This window comes from Winslowiella sp. 2C04 (assembly GCF_050037805.1).
Classification (GTDB): domain Bacteria; phylum Pseudomonadota; class Gammaproteobacteria; order Enterobacterales; family Enterobacteriaceae; genus Erwinia; species Erwinia toletana_A.
The window spans coordinates 2305828-2323817 of the sequence record NZ_CP188300.1; the positions used below are offsets into that span (position 1 = coordinate 2305828).

The following is a 17990-nucleotide window of genomic DNA, read 5'->3' on the forward strand; positions in this document are numbered from 1 at the left end:
GCGCGGTTGCCAGAGGGTGAGTTAAGACTTTAACTCACCATATTTATACGAAGCAGTGACGCCGCCATCAATCAAGATATCGCTTCCGCTGATATAAGTACCATTAGGTCCAAAAAGAAACTCAGCTAGCGCTGCGATTTCATCCGGCGTTCCGCCGCGGCCAGCGGGGGATTTAGCCAGCATATTGCGGTAAAAATCGCCACGTTCGGCACTGTTCAGTTCATCATAGGCCAGCGGAGTAAAAACAATACCGGCGCTGATACAGTTTATCCTGGCACCGCGTTTACCCCATTTTACCGCCTCTGACATCACGCGTAATGCATTACCACGTTTCGAAAGCTGGTAGGCATACAGGCTGTCATTAACCGCCTGAACCAGTGGCAGCTCAAGCATCTCTTCAGGTGACAGGGTTGCCAGCGCATCAGCTTGTTGCTGTGAAAAAGCATCGACATCCAGGCGATGGCTGGATTGCGAGCCGATAACAACCCCGGATCCGCCGTGGCCAATCACTTTACCAAACTCTTCAAATACGACCGCGGTACCGTATAAGTCGACGTTAATGATGTCCTGCGCTTTGGCCTGAGAAGGTGACAGCCCGGCGGTATGTATCACACCTTTTACTTCGCCGATACCACAGGCATTCTTTACCAAATTCTGCACAGACTCTCGCGAACTGACATCAACTACGGTGGTGCTCACCTCGAATCCCGCGCGTGATAAAGTATGTTTAACCGCTTCGGCATTTTCGGCTTTAATATCAGCTAATAATATATGCTTGCCAACACTCACGCGGCGGGCAATAGCCTGGGCAATTGAACCACTTCCGATAACGACAATAACTTCTCTCATAACTGTCTCCTGGGTGCTTGTCCAGCGGTTAATAAGAGCTTCAGAGCCTGCTGGCTGATAGCTGTTTAACTTCCTGCTGCGATAATTATCCCTCGGGGATAATGTTTAGTATATGAACTGTTTTTGCTTTCAGAATTCTTGTTTTATGTATAATGGATCACGTTTTGGATGCGCTCCGGGCAATCGCGATGTTGGATAAACTTGAAGCACTAAAAATTTTCTGTACTGCTGCTGAGACACTGAAATTCAGAGAAACCGCCACCCGGTTGGGCATCGCGCCACAGTTAGTCACGCGAGGCGTTGCGGAACTTGAAAAGCAGCTTGGCGAAATGCTATTCATCCGTAACACCCGACAAATGGCGCTGACGCCTTTCGGTCAGCGTTTCTGGCCAAAAGCGGAAGCGCTACTGGCGGACAGCGAGTCTCTTTTTGCCGAGGGCAAAAGCGATCATTCCCGCGATCTGTCGGGTAACGTACGCATTACTTTGCCGCCGCTGTTTGAAAACCAGGATATCCTGCGCCGCTTGCTGCGAAATCTGGAAGATTATCCTCAGCTCACGATTGAATGGCTGCCAACTGACGCTCACCTCAATATTATTGACGATCAGATTGATATCGGAATACGCATCGGTACCGTTCCGGATAACCGTTTCATTGTGAAAACCATACGCCCGGTTGGCGTAAATATCGTTGCTGCACCGGACCTGATTGTTCGTCATGGGTTACCTGTCACTCTGCAAGATTTGCGGCATAACTATCCGCTCAGCGCGCTGAAAAACAGTAACTCCGGACGGCTCTGGCCGTGGCAGTTTGCCGATGGCAGCAGTTTTTTTCCTGTTCAACCCTCATTTGTTGCCGCCGATATTGCCAGCGAACTGTCCGCCGCGCTGGCGGGCAGAACTTACAGCCAGCTGCCGGATATTAAGGTGCGCCCGTATGTACAGCGTGGTGAACTGGTCAATGTTTTGCCAGAATTTAACTTTCAACCCTGGCAGTTATATCTTTTCCGCCCGCACCAGCCGCTGATTCCTGCGCGAATCCGTTTGGTGTTCGATCTGCTGGCTCAGATCCTCAAGGATCTGTTTCCTCAGGAAAAAATACCCTGATGTTAATGCGCCAGGCGACGGAGTGATCCGCGGGGTAGCATACCGCCGCCGCATCAGTGCTTACTCAGACATTGACAGCAGGCCATCATCCAGGCGATTGCCCTGGATATGGATGCCGGCAAGCAGCACATCCATTTCAGCCAAATCGCGGCTGTTTAGATCTAAATCGATGGCTTTCAGGTTGTCATCAATGTAGGCCACCTTGTCCATGCCGGGGATGGGAACAATCCATGGCTTGCGGGCCAGCAGCCAGGCCAGCGCTATCTGAACCGGCGTTGCCTGTTTACTTGCCGCGACATCACGCAGCATCTCAATCAGAGGCATATTGGCTTTGATGGCTTCGGCAGTAAATCGCGGGAAACTCGCCCGCAGATCGGTGGCATTGTCGAATGTCGTACTGGAGTCAATGGTGCCGGTCAGAAATCCTGTACCCAACGGGCCCCACGGAACAAAACCAATTCCAAGCTCTTCACAAACCGGCAGCACTTCGGCCTCAGGTTCACGCGTCCAGAGTGAATACTGGTTCTGAACGGCAGTGACCGGGTGAATCGCGTGAGCACGACGAAGGGTTGCTGCCCCGGCTTCAGACAAACCATAGTGACGAATTTTGCCTTCCTGGATCAGATCTTTAAGCGTACCGGCTACATCTTCAATCGGTATATTCGGGTCTACACGATGCTGATAAAACAGATCGATATAGTCGGTTTTCAGGCGCTTGAGTGAGGCTTCCGCCACTGCGCGAATATTTTCAGGGCGGCTATCAACACCGGTGGTAACGCCATCTTCCAGTTTGAAACCAAACTTGGTCGCAATCACTACTTTATCGCGTGATGACTGAAACGCTTTTCCGACCAATTTTTCATTGGTATAAGGGCCGTAAGCCTCAGCGGTATCGAAGAAATTAATGCCGCGATCCCTCGCCGCATGCAGCACGTTTACACCTGTTGACTCATCCACTGCGTGGCCGGTGCCAAAACTTAAATTCATCGCGCCCATACCGAGGGCGGAAACGGTGAGTCCACTCCGGCCTAATTGACGATATTTCATATTTGGGTCCTCAACAGGGTTATCAGCGGCGGGCAATGCCCAGGCTTTCACGTAAATAGAGATCAGGGCTGGTGACCAGACGATTAATCAGGTCAGCAATGCTTAACCGGGATACGCTGCTGCCGCGAAAAACGTCGCCCTTATGGGATAGTGCATAATCCACTTCACTGCTGTTGGTAAACCAGGCCGGGCGAATCAAGGTGTAATCGAGGCCGGAATCTTCGATAACGGCGGCAGATTCGCGATAAGGTTTGAGAATATCGCCATGGCTTTTTCCCGGAACTTCGTCATAAATGCCCATCGAGCTGATAAAGATCAGCCGTTTGACGCCGGTTGCTTGCATTGCCTGCACCACACTGTGCGCCTGTTTCTTTAATTCGCCTGCCAGATTGGCATACACGATATCCTGACCGGCCATAGCGTCTTCCAGACTGCGGGTATCCAGCACATCACCTTCAATAATCCTGACGCGCGAAGAGTGCTGCGGAGTCAGACGGTTGGCCTGGCGTAAATAGAGCGTCAATCGGGCGTCGCTGTTATCTAATAAATAACGCGTTGCGACACGCGCAAGGGAACCCGCGGCACCCAGAATTAAGACTTTTGTCATCACTGTGACCTCATCAATCAACATGACGACAGTGTAGAAAAGCCTATTGTGTTTGTATGTGGATTTATTATGCTTTCACTATTCATTATTCAGGAATAATGGCAAAAATAGTCTGACAGGATGTTGGGACTGCGCTGGCCGAATTATTCAGCCAGCGTAACGTTTTAATCCCGATAACGTAATGCTTCGGTCAGCGCCCGGAAAGCGGGAGAGGAGTGATGCCGGTTCGGGTAATAAAGATAAAAACCGTCCCAGTAGGGCGACCATCTTTCCAGAACCCTGACCAGTTCCCCTTTTTCTAAGTAAGGCTGCGCGATTTCTTCCGGGACATAAGCCAGTCCGTGCCCGGCAAGCGCTGCATCCAGAACATAGAAAATATTGTTGAAGGTAAGCTGGCCATCAACGCGTATTTTTATCTCTCTGCCGGCTTCCTCAAATTCCCAGGTGTAAAGCCCGCCGGAAGTAGGGAAGCGGTAATTGATGCAGGTATGACTGATTAAGTCCTGGGGTTCCTGCGGTAGAGAATGCTTTTCAAAGTAGGAAACCGAGCCCACGACGGCAAAGCGAAAATCAGCACTGATGCGCGCGGAAATCATATCTTTGGCAAGCTGTTCTCCCATGCGCACACCGGCGTCATACCGCTCTGTAACAATATCGGAAAGTCCGTTATCCAGCATTACCTCCACCTTGATGTCAGGATAAGTGGAGATAAAATCCTGTAACTTTGGCCAGAGCACACAGCTGATGGCGTAATCCGGTGCATTAATCCGGATTGTTCCTGATGGTGTATCTTTCAGTTCATTAAGCGCATCAAGCTGGATCTCAATTTCATCAAAGTGGGGGCCAATACCCAACAGCAGTTTTTCGCCCGCCTCTGTCGGTGATACGGCACGAGTTGTACGTGTGAGCAGCCTTACGCCAAGCCTTTTTTCGAGATTACGAATGGTATGACTCAGGGCCGACTGAGAAATACCAATCTTAGACGCTGCCTTGGTAAAACTGCGTTCTCGGGCTACCGCCAGAAACGCCAGCAGGTCATTAATATTGTCACGAACCATGGATATTGCCCTCTGCACATACCATTACCGATTAAAAACGAAAGCAGAACCTTTAAGCAGTAAGGTCAATCTCCCATATATGAAAATTCTACATGATAGCATCCTTCATTCAGATACTAATTATATAAGAGTTTAAGCATTATTATTGTGCAGTGTGCGATTGGCATGTGAAAAGGATCAAAATGAGACGTAAATTAGCACGACGGAATATAGCCGCTGCGGCCGTTGCCTCTGCCTGCCTGTTGTTCTCGGGCGCAGGCATGGCAGAAGATTCACTCGCCATTGATACCTCATCTGGACCGGTTATCGGAGTGGTTAATCATGGCGTTGATTCATGGCTGGGCCTTCCTTATGCGGCGCCTCCCGTCGGCGAGCTTCGCTGGCAGCCTCCGCAACCGGTTAAACCTTCCGGCACTCCGGTTAAGGCTAATGTACTGGCCAGCAGCTGTGCGCAGAATGCTGACCTCGGCGATTTCGCACGTGCGGGAGGGAGTGAAGACTGCCTGTATCTGAATGTTTATCGGGCGGCAGAAGCCAGCGAGCGCGCGCAGAAATTGCCGGTATTCGTCTGGATTCATGGCGGAGCTTTACAGGTAGGTCAGGGCGGAGATTACGATCCTGCCAAACTCGCCCTTCAGGGCAAGGCTGTTGTGGTAACCCTGAATTATCGCCTGGGCTTGTTTGGCTTCCTGTCTCATCCTGCACTGGATGCCGAAGGACATGAGTTTGGCAATTACGGGCTGATGGATCAGCAGGCGGCGTTGCGCTGGGTTCAGAAAAATATTTCGGCGTTTGGCGGCGATCCGTCAAATGTCACCATTTCTGGTGAATCATCAGGCGGTAACAGCGTTATGGCGCATATTGCCGCTCCTGAATCGGCCGGATTATTCCAGCACGTTGTGGCAATGAGCGGCTCGGGCATTATGACCCGCCATCCGGCATTTGGTGCGCCACGCCCGCTGACCGTGGCAAGAGAGGCCGGTATCGCCTTTGCTAAAGCGGTTGGCTGTGAGGCGGGTGATGCCGCCTGCCTGCGCGCGCTTCCAGCTAAACGGATCCTTGACGTTCAGCCAGCCTATGCGCTCAACGAATTCATCATCGACGGAAAGGTATTACCTGTTCACCCGTCAGATGCTTTCCAGGCAGGCAAGATTAATCACGTAACGCTGGTAAGTGGCACCACCCGCGATGAGGGGCGTTTTTTTGTAGCGCTTCCGGAATTAGCGAGCGGCAAGTCGTTAAAGGAAAGTGATTATCCGGAGTGGATAAAACGCCAGTATGGTGAGGCGCTGACGCCGAAAGTGCTGGCTGAATACCCGCTTAAAAATTATGACAATCCGAGTGAGGCCTTTGCTGCTGCGGTAACAGACAGCATGTTCTCCTGTCCGGCGCGGGCAATGAACCGAACGCTGGCAGATAAAATACCGGTTTATGCTTATGAATTCAGCGATCGCACTGCGCCATCTTATGTCGGTCCGGTCTCTTTTCCACTGCTGGCGGCACATACCTATGAACTGGGTTACCTGTTCCCGGGATTCAGAGGCGGTAGCGACATTCAGGTCAAGCTGAACCCTTTGCAGGAGAAATTATCAGACGAAATGGTCAACTATTTCGCCGATATGGCAAACATCTCAGCCCGTCAACACCACTGGCCACGCTTCAATCCTCAGTCAGACAACTACATGACCTTTGCACTGCCAAAAGCCAGGATGATTTCGGGACGCTTCGCTGAAACCCACCATTGTTTATTCTGGGACCAGCAGGCCATTTATTAATTTTCAACAGTTCTCAATTCCCGCCGCAGACTTCAGGTTGCGGCTTTTTGCCGGCTCCGGGAACTGGCAGTGGTGCTTTTTTCAACAGAAAACAGGAGATTGATAATGACCCGCAAATTTGGTTTTACATCAACAACTGACCAAGTGCTTAGCGGTCACTCGCTCAAAGGTAAACGCGTACTCATCACCGGTGTTTCGGCTGGGCCTGGAATTGAAACCGCCAGGGCGCTGGTAGCCATCGGGGCGGAAGTTATCGGCACCGCACGTAATCTTGCCAAAGCAGAGTCGGCGACGTCGGTTGTTCGTGACGCCGCCCGGACCGCAGGTGGCAACTTTGACATGATCGCGCTGGATCTGGCTGATTTGAAGAATGTTGACCATTGCGCCGGCCTTCTGGTCAGCCAGGGTAAACCGTTCGACATTGTCATTGCCAATGCAGGCGTAATGGCAACGCCACAGGGATATACCGCTGACGGATTCGAGACGCAATTTGGAACCATCAGAACGGGCAAAGGCGCTGTGGCACAAAAGCGAACAGCTGCTGCGCGACTACATCTAACTGCGAAAAATATCACTCAGTGATTTTATTCCGGCTGGGAGGTACTAATAAATGAAAAATAGAATTCTTGGAACTCTAAGGCGATGTAATAAAGTTCTTGCCAGAGGCCCAGATTATCTTAAACAGCACGGATGCGGCCCTGACAGTCATACGTGAGGGTGGAGGGATCGGAATGTTGCCGACGTATTTATCGCACCCCTATGTTGTTAGCGGAGAGCTTGTTCCGATTCTTGATGGTGAGCAAACTGTCAGGCACAATATTTTGGCATTCTGGACTGAGAGTCGGCGAGGAAATCCTAATGTCAGGGCATTTCTTAATTTTTTAGATGATATTTTTCCAAATCCCACACCGTGGAATACTTTCTATGGTGATGAAAAATAAGGGTAATTGCTGCGAAAACACTCTGGTTCTGCAAGCACTTTATAATTAAACCGGCCGGTACTGCGCCCAATAATTACCAGGACGCAATATCCGGCCGACTCATTAGCGAACAGCGCACAGTTCATTCCAGTAACTAAAGCGGATACGGTGCCGCAGTTGATTATTATTCATCGTTTCACCATTTCACTACGCCGCGCTGCCAGGTCAGCAGTCGATCGCGCAAAGCAAACAGCAGGGTGATTAGCGATGAAAACAGTAGCGCCATCACAATCAGAGCGGCATACATATTGGCATACGCCGCCCAACCCTGCGCCCATTGTAAATACCAGCCCAGCCCCGATTTTACCCCCATCATTTCGGCGGCCACCAATACCGAGAAGGATGCACCCAGCCCCATAAACAGCCCAACAAATACGTGGGGTAATGACGCCGGAATCGCCACGCGCACAATTAAAAACAGCGTGCTGGCACCCAGCGTTCGCGCCACATCGTAATAACGCTGATCGACACTGGCGACGCCTGACCAGGTCAGCACGGTCACCGGAAACCAGGTTGCCAGACCAATCAGGAAGATCGCTGCTGAAAAGCTTGACGGAAAAAAGTACAGCGACAGCGGTAACAGTGCGGTTGACGGTACCGGACCGAGAAAGCGCAGCACCGGATGCACCCAGTAACCCAGTCCGCTCGACCAGCCAATTGCCACACCGGTGAGAAAACCGCTGATGCTGCCGAGTAAAAAGCCCAGCGCCAGCAGCCGCAGCGAGTGCAGTACGCTGTCGCCCAGCCTTGGCCAGTCGGTGGCCCAGGCCTCAATCAGCGCACGCGGCGGTGCAAAGAATGGCGCAGGCAGCAGTGCAAGTTTTGCGGTGACGATTTCCCAGACCGCCAGTAACAGTGCGAGCGCAATTAGCCAGCGCGCCGCCCGACGCAGCGGTTGCAGCAGCGAGGAGAGGGCGAAAAAACGTCCGGCGAGCACCGTCAGCGTCAGCACTGCCGCCAGCAGCACAAACAGCTGATGGGTTTCACTGACAAAGCGCGGCGCGGCAAATCCCACCGGCTTATCCGGCCAGTAGATCATCAGCGCCGCCAGCGCCCACCAACCGACAATTGCCAACTGAAGCGCCAGCGTAATGCGTTGTGGCTCAGCGCGCTGTCTGGCTAAAGAGACGGTTTCACTGGACATCATCCCTCCTGATCGTTACGCAGCATGATGCTGATGCTCACCCGCAGGCAGCAACTCAGGCACATAGTGGTCGGCAAAGCGTTGTGCATCGGTCTCCGGGCGAATCACATTAATGGTTTTCAGCTCATTAACGTAAATTGCCACTTCTTTACGCAGCTGCGCGCCGGTAGAGTGATGACCATGAGTATGTTCGCTCAGCATTGCGGTGATATCCTCGACCGGCACTGAACCCGGCACAAACGGCGCAAAAATTTTCGCCGTTTCCGCCGGGTGTTGTGCCGTCCACTGCTGGGCATCGACAATCGCCTGAGTAATGGCTTGCGCAACTGCTGGATTATCGCGCACCAGCGAACCGCGCAGTCCGAGTACGCAGCAGGTGAGGTTGGCGTATTCACCGTTAAGATTATTATCGATCTCCACCAGTTGATGCTGCTGCTTCAACAGCCAGCCCTGTGGGTCGTCAGTTGCCAGCGCCTGGACTTCACCTTTGCGCAGCGCCTCGCCGAACAGATCGGCAGGATATTGCAGCCAGTTCACCTGCTTATCCGGGTCAATACCCAGTTTCGCCAACTGAATGGCAAAGAAATTGCGAATCGGGCTGGCCTGATCGGTCACCGCCACTGATTTGCCCACCAAATCTTTTACGCTATTGATGCCGGAATTTTCCGGTGTCAACAGCCGCATGCAGCCACCGTGGGTGCCGACAGTCAGGTCGACATCAAATCCTTGTTCCAGCGGTTTCAGCCAACGTAACGCCATACCAATACCGCCGTCGGCCTGCCCGGTGGCAATCGCCTGTAATAATGCATCGGTAGGGCCGCTAAAATTAACCGGCTCGACATTCAGACCATATTTCTTAAAGAAGCCCTGCTTGAGCGCCACAGAAATTGGCGACTGACAGACTGCAGTTTGTCCCCATGCCAGCTTCACCGTAGTCAGTGAGTTATCTTGCGCCAGCACCGTGGAAGGTAACAGTGAACTGGTACTGAGACCTGCGCCTAATAATCCCAGGTTACGCATAAAATGGCGTCTTGAAAGTGAATAGTGATTGCCTTGCATGAATTTCCTCGCATAAACATCCCGTTTAATTGAAAAGCATCATGCAAATAAAAATGCTGTGGGAGAAATAACAATGCTGCATGTGGTTATGCGGGAAATCATATATAGCAGACCGGAAATATTTGCGGCGGATGAAGGGATAGCTTTGCCAGAATTGTTATTTTGAATTACCCGCAGTGGTGATAAACCTGTCAAAAAACCACAGGAGAACACCATGGCGTTTGCAGCCGCGACAGAGCAGGGGAATGGACTGGCATTAAATATTCATCAAATCAGCCATCAGTTTTGGTTGGAAAATGAGAGTCTGCCGGTGTTACAGCAGGTCTCTCTGGAGATAAAACCCGGCGAGTTTGTGGCGTTGCTGGGGCCTTCTGGCTGCGGTAAGTCTACACTGCTGCGGCTGGTTGCCGGGCTGGACTTACCAACTGAAGGTGAGATCTTTGAAGATGATACTCCACTTACCGGTCCGCATCCCTCACGGGTGGTGGTATTTCAGGATCCAACGCTCTATCCGTGGCGTACGGTGCGCGATAACGTGGCGTTGGGATTACAGGCGCAGGGAAAGCGCGATGCCAGCGTCCGCCAGCGTATAGACAGCGTGCTGGAGCGAGTCGGATTGACGCAATTTGCCAATGCCTGGCCGCGACAGCTTTCCGGTGGCATGGCGCAGCGCGCCGCACTGGCACGGGCGTTGGTCAATAAGCCACGACTGTTAATTCTTGACGAACCGCTGGGTAAGCTCGATTCATTAACCCGCATTCGCATGCAGCGTGAACTGGTCAGCCTGTGGCAGGAGCAGCGTTTCACTACGCTGATGGTGACTCATGATGTCGAAGAAGCACTGTTAATGGCCAACCGGGTGGTGATATTCAGTGCGCGCCCGGCGAAAATTCTGGAAGTGATCCACGTCGACGTGCCTTTTCCGCGGCGGCGTAACGATCCACAACTGATTGCCTTGCGAACCCGTGCGCTGGCACAACTGGGCGCGGAACTGAATGAGGAACAGAATTAATGAGCAGTGAAATTCATCATTCGATAGTCGACCTGGTCGGCAGAACGCCATTATTAACGCTGCATGGATTGATCAATCATCATCAGCTGGCAGCGGAGGTGATTGCCAAGCTGGAATATTTTAATCCCAATCACAGTATTAAAGATCGCACTGCGCTGGCAATGGTGGAACAGGCCGAGCGGAGCGGAAAATTAAAACCCGGCGATACGCTGGTCGAAACCACCAGCGGTAATACCGGTATTGGTCTGGCGGCTATCGCTGCGGCAAAAGGCTACAAATTCCGCGTCTATATTAATGACTATGTCAGTCTGGAAAGAACAAAGCTGGTCAGGGCTTTTGGCGGCGAAGTAATTAAGTTTAGTGAGGTAGAACACTTTAGCGAGATACTGGAAGCCAGCGACGGCGACTTTGTTGCGGCCACAAAATGGCTGGAAAATAATGTTATCGCCAAATTACCCGATCATTATTTCACCGCTCAGTTGGAAAATCCCGCCAATCCTGATATTCACCGTACTACCACCGGGCCGGAAATCTGGCAGCAGACTGCTGGTCAGCTGGATATTGTCATCGTTGCCGTGGGAACTGGGGGCACGGTATCGGGTGTAGGCCAGTTTTTCAGGCAGCAAAATCCGGCGGTGCAGATTATTGCCGTTGAGCCGGGGATTAATTCGCGCCCGAGCGCAGAAAATCCCGATCCGCTGGAAATCACTGGTGTACATCAGTTTACCGATATCGCCCCCGAGCGTATTCCGCCAACCATGAATAGCGATATTTACCATGAGGCGCTGGCGGTCGAAACCTGGCAGGCGTATCAGGCTGCACGCGAAGTGGCGCAGACCGACGGTATTCTGATTGGAGAATCGTCGGGAGCGGTCCTGCATGCGGCAAAAATCGTTGCCAGCCGTCCGGAAAACGAAGGCAAGAAGATCGTGGTGATCCTTGCCGACAGCGGATTGACCTATTTATCCACCGACTTGTTTAATACCGATGTCAGCATTGAGCAGTTAAAAACCGCCAGGGCACAACTGGCCGATGGCTAAACTCATTGGGGAGTTCCCGGGCGCAGCACATAGGTAATATGTGCCTTGCGCGCCGGGGCTTGCTTCTAAAAACTCGCGGTATTTGATATATTATTGTGCATTGCTTATTCACAGCCACGGCGCCAATAACAACAAGATTCGCCGTAACCAGGATGACACAATGTTAGATTATCGCTTCCCGACAGCGCTGCAGATGGTTCTCAGCGTAGCGATGGCGGAGCAACTGGGTAAACGCTCGACCAGCGCCGTTCTGGCTTATGGCCTTGAGGCTAACCCTAGCTTTATCCGTAAGCTGATGGTTCCGTTAACCCGTGACGGCATCATCGTCTCAACGCTTGGCCGCACCGGCTCGATTCATCTTGGCCGTCCGGCAGAGCAGATCACGCTGCGCGATATTTACCTCTCAGTTATTGAAGATAAGCGCATCTGGGCATCGCGCCCGGACGTGCCGGCTCGCTGTGTCGTCAGTGCCAATGCTTGCTGGTATTTTAAGGCGATTGCTGACGAAGCCGAGCAGGCTTCGCTTGAGGTGCTGGCGCGTCGTACCGTAGCCGATGCCTTAGCTGAACTGAAAAAAGCCGATACCAGCGGCTGTATGGACTGCCCCGAGCCAGAACTCATCACTGATGGCAAGAAAACGGGCCGTTAGCCGGGCGGCCCATCAATTTATCTGGCTGTTTAAAACCACTTCATCCGCGCGCATTCCGTTAAACCCGTGCTTTATGCTGGCCAGGTAGAGTGCAAAATAGTCTTTTACCATCGTCATAAATTCCGGCGTCAGCGACACGATGTGTTTGTTATCGACAATGCTCAACAACTGATTTTGCTCTGCTGCCTGCAGGCAACGCTTGATATGAGAGCGGGAGACGCCACAGGAAAAAGAGGCTTTAAGCAGATTGTAATGTACATCCAGCGTATTCTGCTTAATGCTCTCCAGAAAGAGGTTAAACATTATCATATGCCCGCCATCGCGGCTGAGAAAGTCAGCGCTGCCCGGCACCATATAGTGAATAAAGATCCGATTTAAAGTGATCTCTGAGTAATGCTTAAAAAAAGCTGGCACGAAGTTCTGATGGTTCTGATAGAACGCCAGATCAAAATCGGTAGAAAGCATGGCACAAGGAAGTAACATTGTGTTAATCATTTTTTTCGTTTCTACTAACGTTTTAGCTGTAGGTTTATAATTAAACTTACGTTTGTCGGATGCATCCTTATAAACCTCAATCCTGCCGCCAACTCTTAAATACAACAGAAAAGAGTCCAGAGAATTACTGCTTAGCAGGTCATTCGCGATGCAGAACTTCTTGATATCTTTGAAGGTACTTTCTTTACGGGTGTAATAAAGACCCAAAATGGCTGAGCCGATGAGAAAACGGTTTGCCTTGAAAATGGTCTTAAAATACAGGGGGTTAGTCAAAAAAAGTTTTTGAAGAACGTCATGATGGCATTGTATCGCCTCATCAAAAATCCTTTTCTTTTTAAACGCGGCCGCCATTGTTCTGATGCTGGATTCCAGTTCCAGCCTTTTTTTGCTAATAAAGGGCATGTTAAATGATTTTTATTGTTAGAAATTTAATTGGTCGAGAATTATCTTATTGTTGTTTTTAAATTCTGTCAACAAAATGGAATGTTTTTACATAATTCTACAATACATTATCACTTGGCATTTAATAACACCTTTGTTTACTTTTTATTGAATTTAAAATCAAATTTAAGATGGAAAATTTACTAAAGTTGTGTATTTGAAAAAATTACACCAAGCGGTCAATCTTACGCTAAAGAGGGCCTTTGATCGCAAGATATCTATGAAATTATTATTAATTCTCAATGGGTTGTACAGTTTTTTTTCTGTGTTAAATTAGGCACAATAATGGACAGTGACTTATTTATCATGATGAATAGAATTTAAACAGCTACTTGTCTGAAAACTTTTAAGACATTTCACTAAGATAATTCACATATCGACACATATGTTCAGATATTTAATTATGATTTATAGTGACGGTTCTAAACTTTCAGAATAATGGGTAGTTGTGATGAGAATGTTAATTCTCGCGTTAGCACTACCTGCCGGGCTTCAGGTGCCGGTATGACGCGGCAGGTAAGGAAGGCGTGTTTGGAACTGGCAGGGTGCTGTTAATCGATCAATGTTGATGATGTTTGGTAACAGCGGCAATATCATTTCCACCGGCACGCTGAGCAACGCTAAAAATAATAATCAGTCAATCATGGATGTTAGTAGGCTGGCGGATGATGCATAGATCACCCTTTGAGTATTGCAGGCCATCCTGATGGGCGACGAAATTGAACAGGTGTGAGAAATGAATAATCGTTCTTTATTATCACTGTTAATGGTGATCACTTTTTTTGTGATATTCTCACCGGGAAAAACATTGGCTTTCAAGTCTGGTGATATAAGACATAGTCAGCCATTTGTTTCATATCACACCGCAGTAACCCGTGATGATATTAATTATCTGGATATCAATGTTGATTTTGGCATCGTTTAGAGATTAGCTGACATAATTTGCCAGTAGTAGCCCGTTTCGGCAGGAATTCCACGCAGATATCTATACAAGGATATCTTCGATGTTGAATAATCTCGACGTTAGTGGCAATGACTTTTTTAATTAAATTCCTATAAATAAATGTTGCAACCGGTTTTTTTAAGAGAACGGTGTTACAGGTTATGAGTCAATAATAAATTTATTTGAAAGTTTCGGGGGTAAGATATGAATCACACTAATCGATTAACCATGATGATAATAGACAACAATCGATTTTTCCTGGACGGGGTGCTGACATTTATTGAGAGTCAATATCCCGATGTTATCATCAAGTTGTCCGGAAGAAAGATAAAGCAGCTTGATGTTCTGATGGTCGGACTGGATCGTGTCTCGCTCAGTACCGCCAGATGTTATAGTCATCGATTGGCAGCGCGCAGCAGGGTACTGATGGTTCATGATGGTTGTAATGCCAGACAGAGTAGTATTCCGTTTTCTTTGAGAAAACATAATTTAATTCATATGCACCGAAAGCAAACGTTAAGTGAGTTTTCCGCCATTATCAGTAAAATTTTAGGATCGGTCACCGGTAACGGCAGCAGGACAATACTGACTATTATTGATAAAAAATCTGCCAATATCAGTATACTGACGCCACAAGAAAAGGTATTAGTCGATCATATGCGGGTGAATACGCAGCTGAAAGAAATCGCCTGCCAGATGGCATTAAATCCTAAAACAATTAGCACTTACAAGCGCTCAATTATGCAAAAGCTGGATATGCAGAAAAATCTGGAGTTTTACCATTGGCTACTTTATTCAAATAACTAAACGGAATGATAATTGAAATTACCTGACCTTAGCTACCGCGCTGGAAGGTGATAAATAACGTAATTAAGGTGACGCTTTAGAGCGTCAGCCGCTGCTTTCAACTGAAGAAGTCAAAATATTCTGGCAGAGATAAGCCGAAATTGTTGTGGCATACATTAAATCATCCTGTTGAGCGCTGGTGAAGCACCGAATGTCTGAATTGACCTCCTGATAGCCACGGTCTGGCGCACCGTAAAGAGATCAGTGAACTGAGTAATGAATCAAAACCCGCCGCGGCGAGGCGTTCTGAGAACCTGTAGATGGGTGAGAAAGTCCTTATTGGCAGCAGGGATTTAAATGTAATAATAAAACTTGCATTTAAACGCAGGATCACTCAGCATTAAGTGTAACTGATATTATTACTATTCGTCATCGCGACGGGAGAGAGGCAAGATGAGAAGTGAGGCATTCATCCACGATCTGCTTAACTGGATCGATAATCATATTGAAGGGCGACTGGATCTTGACACCGTTTCTGAGCGCGCGGGCTATTCTAAATGGCACTTGCAGCGCATGTTCAAGGAGCATACCGGCTTACCGCTGGGCGAGTATATCCGCGCCGAGAAACTGAAAAAGTCTGCCGACCGTTTGACTAACAGCAACGAGCCAATCCTCAACGTCGCCATTTCACTCGGTTTTGACTCTCAGCAGTCGTTTAACCGTAGCTTTAAACGCCAGTTTGGTCAGGCACCGGGGGCGTGGCGCAGAACCTCCAGCCATGCACAACAAGCCGAGTGCATGCATCGTTAAGCCAACGCCAGGGCCGGCTCATCCGGCCCGCGATAGGGTTTTAAACTCAATCTTCGATAGATTCTTGCGGGCTATTTTTGCCCAAACCGGTTAACCCTCCGTCTTCTGGTTTTCGCTTATCATCCTGCTGCTAACTGCAAATTCATGCTACCGACTGCTTTTATCAGCCGGTCATTCCGCGTGGCGGTCTCCCGCAAAGCATTATGATTGTCAGAGCCTTAACGGTTATAATCCACCGTAATCACATCTTTCAGGATCTGGCATGAGTAAAAAATTGTGGATCGCGTTAGTGGTGGCGATGGTTGCTGCCGTGGCGGGATTACAGCCCGGCAAGCAGCAGACCTCGGTAACGCACTCGTCATCCGTGCAGCACAATGGCGTGGCGCACGATAATATTAGTGAATTAACGGCCGAGCGCCGGGTCGTGGGATATCTGCAACAGCATCAGCGTCTGCCGGACTACTACATCACTAAAAGTCAGGCGCGCCGTCAGGGCTGGGATGCGCGTGAAGGCAACCTGTGCAATACGCTGCCGGGCAGAGCGATTGGCGGCGATCGTTTCGCCAACCGTGAAGGGCGTTTACCGCAGCAGCAGGGAAGAAAATGGTTTGAAGCGGATGTCAATTATCGCTGCGGGCACCGTAATGCCGATCGCCTGCTGTATTCCAGCGATGGGCTGATTTTTTTGACCAAAGATCACTATCGCAGCTTTAATAAGGTCAATTAACCATGCCGACAATCAGCTTTGATTTTCGTTATATCGCCGATCGTAATGAGTTCTATCGCCAGTTTGCAGCGAAGTGCCAACTGGGCGAGGAGTTTGGTGCCAATCTTGATGCGCTGTGGGATGTACTGACCGGCGAGTTGGCCTTGCCGCTGGAGATTCGGCTTCTGCATCTGCATCAACATACTCACAGCGCACAATTCGCAGCGATTATTGCCACGCTGGAAGAGGCCGTGGAAGAGCTTGACGGATCACTGCAGTTGACGCTGAATTAATTTCCCACAAGTCGACGCCCTTTATATCCCTGTTATCATTAGGTGTAATAGGTTTATGCCTTTTACATTTTGTTATTAATCTATTTAATTTCCGCTCTCTACTATCTGAATGGTGATGGCGGTTTATAAATCGCACCTTAACATTTCACTGCTTATTATTTTAGTGATAATTAAAAGTGGCTGATATTTTAACTAATGGATTAATGATAAAGGCAATAAGGATATAATAATGACAGTAAAGGGCATAGCAGTATCAGGGTTACTGCTGGCAGGAAATGCCTGCGCCGAAGATAATAACTGGAAGATAAATACGCGTGCTGACTCGGTATCCGTGGCAAGCTCGCTGGGATGGCTGGGTGGTCGTGCGCAAGAGTCAGTCTATGCCAGCAGCGGAGGTGACAAAGTCAGCCAGCTGGACTGGAAAATTCACAATGCCGCCATCATCAAAGCGGATATCAGCTGGGATGCTTTGCCGTGGCTGACCGCAAACGCAGGCGGCTGGACGACGCTGACCTCCGGCAAAGGACATATGGTGGATCGCGACTGGATGGACAGCCGGCAGTCTGATCCCACGCACTACTCATGGCACCCCAATACCTCACTGAATTATGCCAATGAGTTTGATTTGAATTTGAAAAGCTGGCTGTTAAAAGGCGAAAGTTATCGTCTTGGGCCGATTATCGGTTATCAGCAATCCCGCTTCAGCTGGACTTCGTCAGGGGGTAAATATCGTTACTACAATGGTCTGGTTAGCGGCAGCTTTCCACAGAACCGGCCTGTAATCGGTTATCAGCAGAAATTTACCACGCCCTATATTGGTCTGGCCGGACAATACCGCGCCAGTAATGTCGAGCTTACTACGCTGTTGAAATACAGCAATTGGGTGAAATCCAGTGATAATGACGAACACTATTTACGCAAGCTAACCTTTCGCGATAGCAGTAAGCGATCGGGTTATTATTCACTGCTGGTCGATGCCGGATATTATCTCCTGCCGAATATTAAACTCTATACTGAGCTGAGTTATAATCGTTATCAAGAGGGAAAAGGCGGCACCGAGATTATTGATCGTAGCACTGGGCAAACTCATCAGATGAAAGGTGATGTTGCCGGGCTTGCTAATACCTATTACACCGCGCTGGTTGGCGTAAAATATACCTTCTGATAACAGGCCGGGGCGATTTTTCGCC

The 17990-nt window shown here is 49.5% G+C and carries 20 protein-coding genes; 13 read left to right on the forward strand and 7 right to left on the reverse strand.

The features are described 5' to 3' along the window. Positions 1-21: 21 nt before the first annotated feature. Positions 22-849 carry an SDR family oxidoreductase gene (locus ACP3TC_RS10235; RefSeq protein WP_426818137.1) on the reverse strand — a complete coding sequence of 276 codons (828 nt, stop codon included), beginning with the start codon at positions 847-849 and terminating at the stop codon, positions 22-24. A 188-nt stretch (positions 850-1037) separates the two neighbouring features. Here ACP3TC_RS10235 and ACP3TC_RS10240 point away from each other — a divergent pair, with 188 nt between their 5' ends. After that, the gene (locus ACP3TC_RS10240) at positions 1038-1955 is read left to right on the forward strand and encodes a LysR family transcriptional regulator (RefSeq protein ID WP_426818138.1); all 918 of its coding nucleotides are present in this window, start codon (positions 1038-1040) and stop codon (positions 1953-1955) included. Between the two features lie 60 nt (positions 1956-2015). Here ACP3TC_RS10240 and ACP3TC_RS10245 read toward each other — a convergent pair whose 3' ends face one another. From ACP3TC_RS10245 to ACP3TC_RS10255, 3 genes are all read right to left on the reverse strand, one after another. Beyond that, positions 2016-3002: an aldo/keto reductase gene (locus tag ACP3TC_RS10245; protein ID WP_426818139.1), complete on the reverse strand. Its 987-nt coding sequence runs from the start codon at positions 3000-3002 to the stop codon at positions 2016-2018. A gap of 22 nt (positions 3003-3024) precedes the next feature. Continuing rightward, positions 3025-3609, reverse strand: a complete 585-nt coding sequence (locus ACP3TC_RS10250) for an NAD(P)H-binding protein (protein WP_426818140.1) — start codon at positions 3607-3609, stop codon at positions 3025-3027. 164 nt (positions 3610-3773) lie between these two features. Next, entirely contained in the window at positions 3774-4667 is an 894-nt protein-coding gene (locus tag ACP3TC_RS10255; RefSeq protein WP_426818141.1) for a LysR family transcriptional regulator, read from the reverse strand. Positions 4668-4849: 182 nt separating this feature from the next. Here ACP3TC_RS10255 and ACP3TC_RS10260 point away from each other — a divergent pair, with 182 nt between their 5' ends. From ACP3TC_RS10260 to ACP3TC_RS10270, 3 genes are all read left to right on the forward strand, one after another. After that, a complete protein-coding gene (locus tag ACP3TC_RS10260) occupies positions 4850-6442 on the forward strand; it encodes a carboxylesterase/lipase family protein (RefSeq protein WP_426818142.1) in 1593 nt (530 codons plus the stop codon). Between the two features lie 105 nt (positions 6443-6547). Then, entirely contained in the window at positions 6548-7024 is a 477-nt protein-coding gene (locus ACP3TC_RS10265; RefSeq protein ID WP_426818143.1) for an SDR family NAD(P)-dependent oxidoreductase, read from the forward strand. 74 nt (positions 7025-7098) lie between these two features. After that, complete coding sequence (locus tag ACP3TC_RS10270; RefSeq protein WP_426818144.1) at positions 7099-7383, forward strand: LysR substrate-binding domain-containing protein; 285 nt, start codon at positions 7099-7101, stop codon at positions 7381-7383. Positions 7384-7558: 175 nt separating this feature from the next. Here ACP3TC_RS10270 and ACP3TC_RS10275 read toward each other — a convergent pair whose 3' ends face one another. Then, the gene (locus ACP3TC_RS10275; RefSeq protein ID WP_313857719.1) at positions 7559-8566 is read right to left on the reverse strand and encodes an ABC transporter permease; all 1008 of its coding nucleotides are present in this window, start codon (positions 8564-8566) and stop codon (positions 7559-7561) included. Positions 8567-8581: 15 nt separating this feature from the next. Continuing rightward, positions 8582-9625: an ABC transporter substrate-binding protein gene (locus tag ACP3TC_RS10280; RefSeq protein ID WP_426818145.1), complete on the reverse strand. Its 1044-nt coding sequence runs from the start codon at positions 9623-9625 to the stop codon at positions 8582-8584. 214 nt (positions 9626-9839) lie between these two features. On the opposite strand from ACP3TC_RS10280, the gene ACP3TC_RS10285 reads away from it, so the two are divergent. From ACP3TC_RS10285 to ACP3TC_RS10295, 3 genes are all read left to right on the forward strand, one after another. Beyond that, complete coding sequence (locus ACP3TC_RS10285; protein ID WP_313852010.1) at positions 9840-10637, forward strand: ABC transporter ATP-binding protein; 798 nt, start codon at positions 9840-9842, stop codon at positions 10635-10637. Then, positions 10637-11677 carry a PLP-dependent cysteine synthase family protein gene (locus ACP3TC_RS10290; RefSeq protein WP_426818146.1) on the forward strand — a complete coding sequence of 347 codons (1041 nt, stop codon included), beginning with the start codon at positions 10637-10639 and terminating at the stop codon, positions 11675-11677. Before ACP3TC_RS10285 ends, ACP3TC_RS10290 begins: the two co-directional genes overlap by 1 nt. A gap of 160 nt (positions 11678-11837) precedes the next feature. Beyond that, positions 11838-12326 (forward strand): RrF2 family transcriptional regulator, encoded by a 489-nt coding sequence (locus ACP3TC_RS10295; protein ID WP_313852008.1) that lies wholly within the window; start codon positions 11838-11840, stop codon positions 12324-12326. A gap of 12 nt (positions 12327-12338) precedes the next feature. Here the strand turns inward: ACP3TC_RS10295 and ACP3TC_RS10300 are convergent, their stop codons facing one another. Continuing rightward, positions 12339-13172: a hypothetical protein gene (locus ACP3TC_RS10300; protein ID WP_426818147.1), complete on the reverse strand. Its 834-nt coding sequence runs from the start codon at positions 13170-13172 to the stop codon at positions 12339-12341. Between the two features lie 826 nt (positions 13173-13998). On the opposite strand from ACP3TC_RS10300, the gene ACP3TC_RS10305 reads away from it, so the two are divergent. From ACP3TC_RS10305 to ACP3TC_RS10330, 6 genes are all read left to right on the forward strand, one after another. Beyond that, on the forward strand, positions 13999-14187 hold the full coding sequence (locus ACP3TC_RS10305) for a hypothetical protein (protein WP_426818148.1): 189 nt from the start codon (positions 13999-14001) through the stop codon (positions 14185-14187). A 222-nt stretch (positions 14188-14409) separates the two neighbouring features. Continuing rightward, positions 14410-15012, forward strand: coding sequence for a helix-turn-helix transcriptional regulator (locus tag ACP3TC_RS10310; RefSeq protein ID WP_426818149.1), 603 nt, complete (start codon positions 14410-14412; stop codon positions 15010-15012). A gap of 432 nt (positions 15013-15444) precedes the next feature. Further along, positions 15445-15801, forward strand: a complete 357-nt coding sequence (locus ACP3TC_RS10315) for a helix-turn-helix domain-containing protein (protein ID WP_313852005.1) — start codon at positions 15445-15447, stop codon at positions 15799-15801. 262 nt (positions 15802-16063) lie between these two features. Then, the gene (locus ACP3TC_RS10320) at positions 16064-16528 is read left to right on the forward strand and encodes a ribonuclease domain-containing protein (protein ID WP_426818150.1); all 465 of its coding nucleotides are present in this window, start codon (positions 16064-16066) and stop codon (positions 16526-16528) included. Between the two features lie 2 nt (positions 16529-16530). Next, the gene (locus tag ACP3TC_RS10325) at positions 16531-16800 is read left to right on the forward strand and encodes a barstar family protein (protein ID WP_313852003.1); all 270 of its coding nucleotides are present in this window, start codon (positions 16531-16533) and stop codon (positions 16798-16800) included. Between the two features lie 229 nt (positions 16801-17029). Further along, on the forward strand, positions 17030-17965 hold the full coding sequence (locus tag ACP3TC_RS10330) for an omptin family outer membrane protease (RefSeq protein ID WP_426818151.1): 936 nt from the start codon (positions 17030-17032) through the stop codon (positions 17963-17965). Positions 17966-17990: the final 25 nt, after the last annotated feature.

What these genes read in the sequence shown, in the direction of transcription:
- ACP3TC_RS10235 (WP_426818137.1), bottom strand. Translation starts at nt 849, where the DNA reads ATGAGAGAAGTTATTGTCGTTATCGGAAGTGGTTCAATTGCCCAGGCT.
- ACP3TC_RS10240 (WP_426818138.1), top strand. Translation starts at nt 1,038, where the DNA reads ATGTTGGATAAACTTGAAGCACTAAAAATTTTCTGTACTGCTGCTGAG.
- ACP3TC_RS10245 (WP_426818139.1), bottom strand. Translation starts at nt 3,002, where the DNA reads ATGAAATATCGTCAATTAGGCCGGAGTGGACTCACCGTTTCCGCCCTC.
- ACP3TC_RS10250 (WP_426818140.1), bottom strand. Translation starts at nt 3,609, where the DNA reads ATGACAAAAGTCTTAATTCTGGGTGCCGCGGGTTCCCTTGCGCGTGTC.
- ACP3TC_RS10255 (WP_426818141.1), bottom strand. Translation starts at nt 4,667, where the DNA reads ATGGTTCGTGACAATATTAATGACCTGCTGGCGTTTCTGGCGGTAGCC.
- ACP3TC_RS10260 (WP_426818142.1), top strand. Translation starts at nt 4,850, where the DNA reads ATGAGACGTAAATTAGCACGACGGAATATAGCCGCTGCGGCCGTTGCC.
- ACP3TC_RS10265 (WP_426818143.1), top strand. Translation starts at nt 6,548, where the DNA reads ATGACCCGCAAATTTGGTTTTACATCAACAACTGACCAAGTGCTTAGC.
- ACP3TC_RS10275 (WP_313857719.1), bottom strand. Translation starts at nt 8,566, where the DNA reads ATGTCCAGTGAAACCGTCTCTTTAGCCAGACAGCGCGCTGAGCCACAA.
- ACP3TC_RS10280 (WP_426818145.1), bottom strand. Translation starts at nt 9,625, where the DNA reads ATGCAAGGCAATCACTATTCACTTTCAAGACGCCATTTTATGCGTAAC.
- ACP3TC_RS10285 (WP_313852010.1), top strand. Translation starts at nt 9,840, where the DNA reads ATGGCGTTTGCAGCCGCGACAGAGCAGGGGAATGGACTGGCATTAAAT.
- ACP3TC_RS10290 (WP_426818146.1), top strand. Translation starts at nt 10,637, where the DNA reads ATGAGCAGTGAAATTCATCATTCGATAGTCGACCTGGTCGGCAGAACG.
- ACP3TC_RS10295 (WP_313852008.1), top strand. Translation starts at nt 11,838, where the DNA reads ATGTTAGATTATCGCTTCCCGACAGCGCTGCAGATGGTTCTCAGCGTA.
- ACP3TC_RS10300 (WP_426818147.1), bottom strand. Translation starts at nt 13,172, where the DNA reads ATGGCGGCCGCGTTTAAAAAGAAAAGGATTTTTGATGAGGCGATACAA.
- ACP3TC_RS10305 (WP_426818148.1), top strand. Translation starts at nt 13,999, where the DNA reads ATGAATAATCGTTCTTTATTATCACTGTTAATGGTGATCACTTTTTTT.
- ACP3TC_RS10310 (WP_426818149.1), top strand. Translation starts at nt 14,410, where the DNA reads ATGAATCACACTAATCGATTAACCATGATGATAATAGACAACAATCGA.
- ACP3TC_RS10315 (WP_313852005.1), top strand. Translation starts at nt 15,445, where the DNA reads ATGAGAAGTGAGGCATTCATCCACGATCTGCTTAACTGGATCGATAAT.
- ACP3TC_RS10320 (WP_426818150.1), top strand. Translation starts at nt 16,064, where the DNA reads ATGAGTAAAAAATTGTGGATCGCGTTAGTGGTGGCGATGGTTGCTGCC.
- ACP3TC_RS10325 (WP_313852003.1), top strand. Translation starts at nt 16,531, where the DNA reads ATGCCGACAATCAGCTTTGATTTTCGTTATATCGCCGATCGTAATGAG.
- ACP3TC_RS10330 (WP_426818151.1), top strand. Translation starts at nt 17,030, where the DNA reads ATGACAGTAAAGGGCATAGCAGTATCAGGGTTACTGCTGGCAGGAAAT.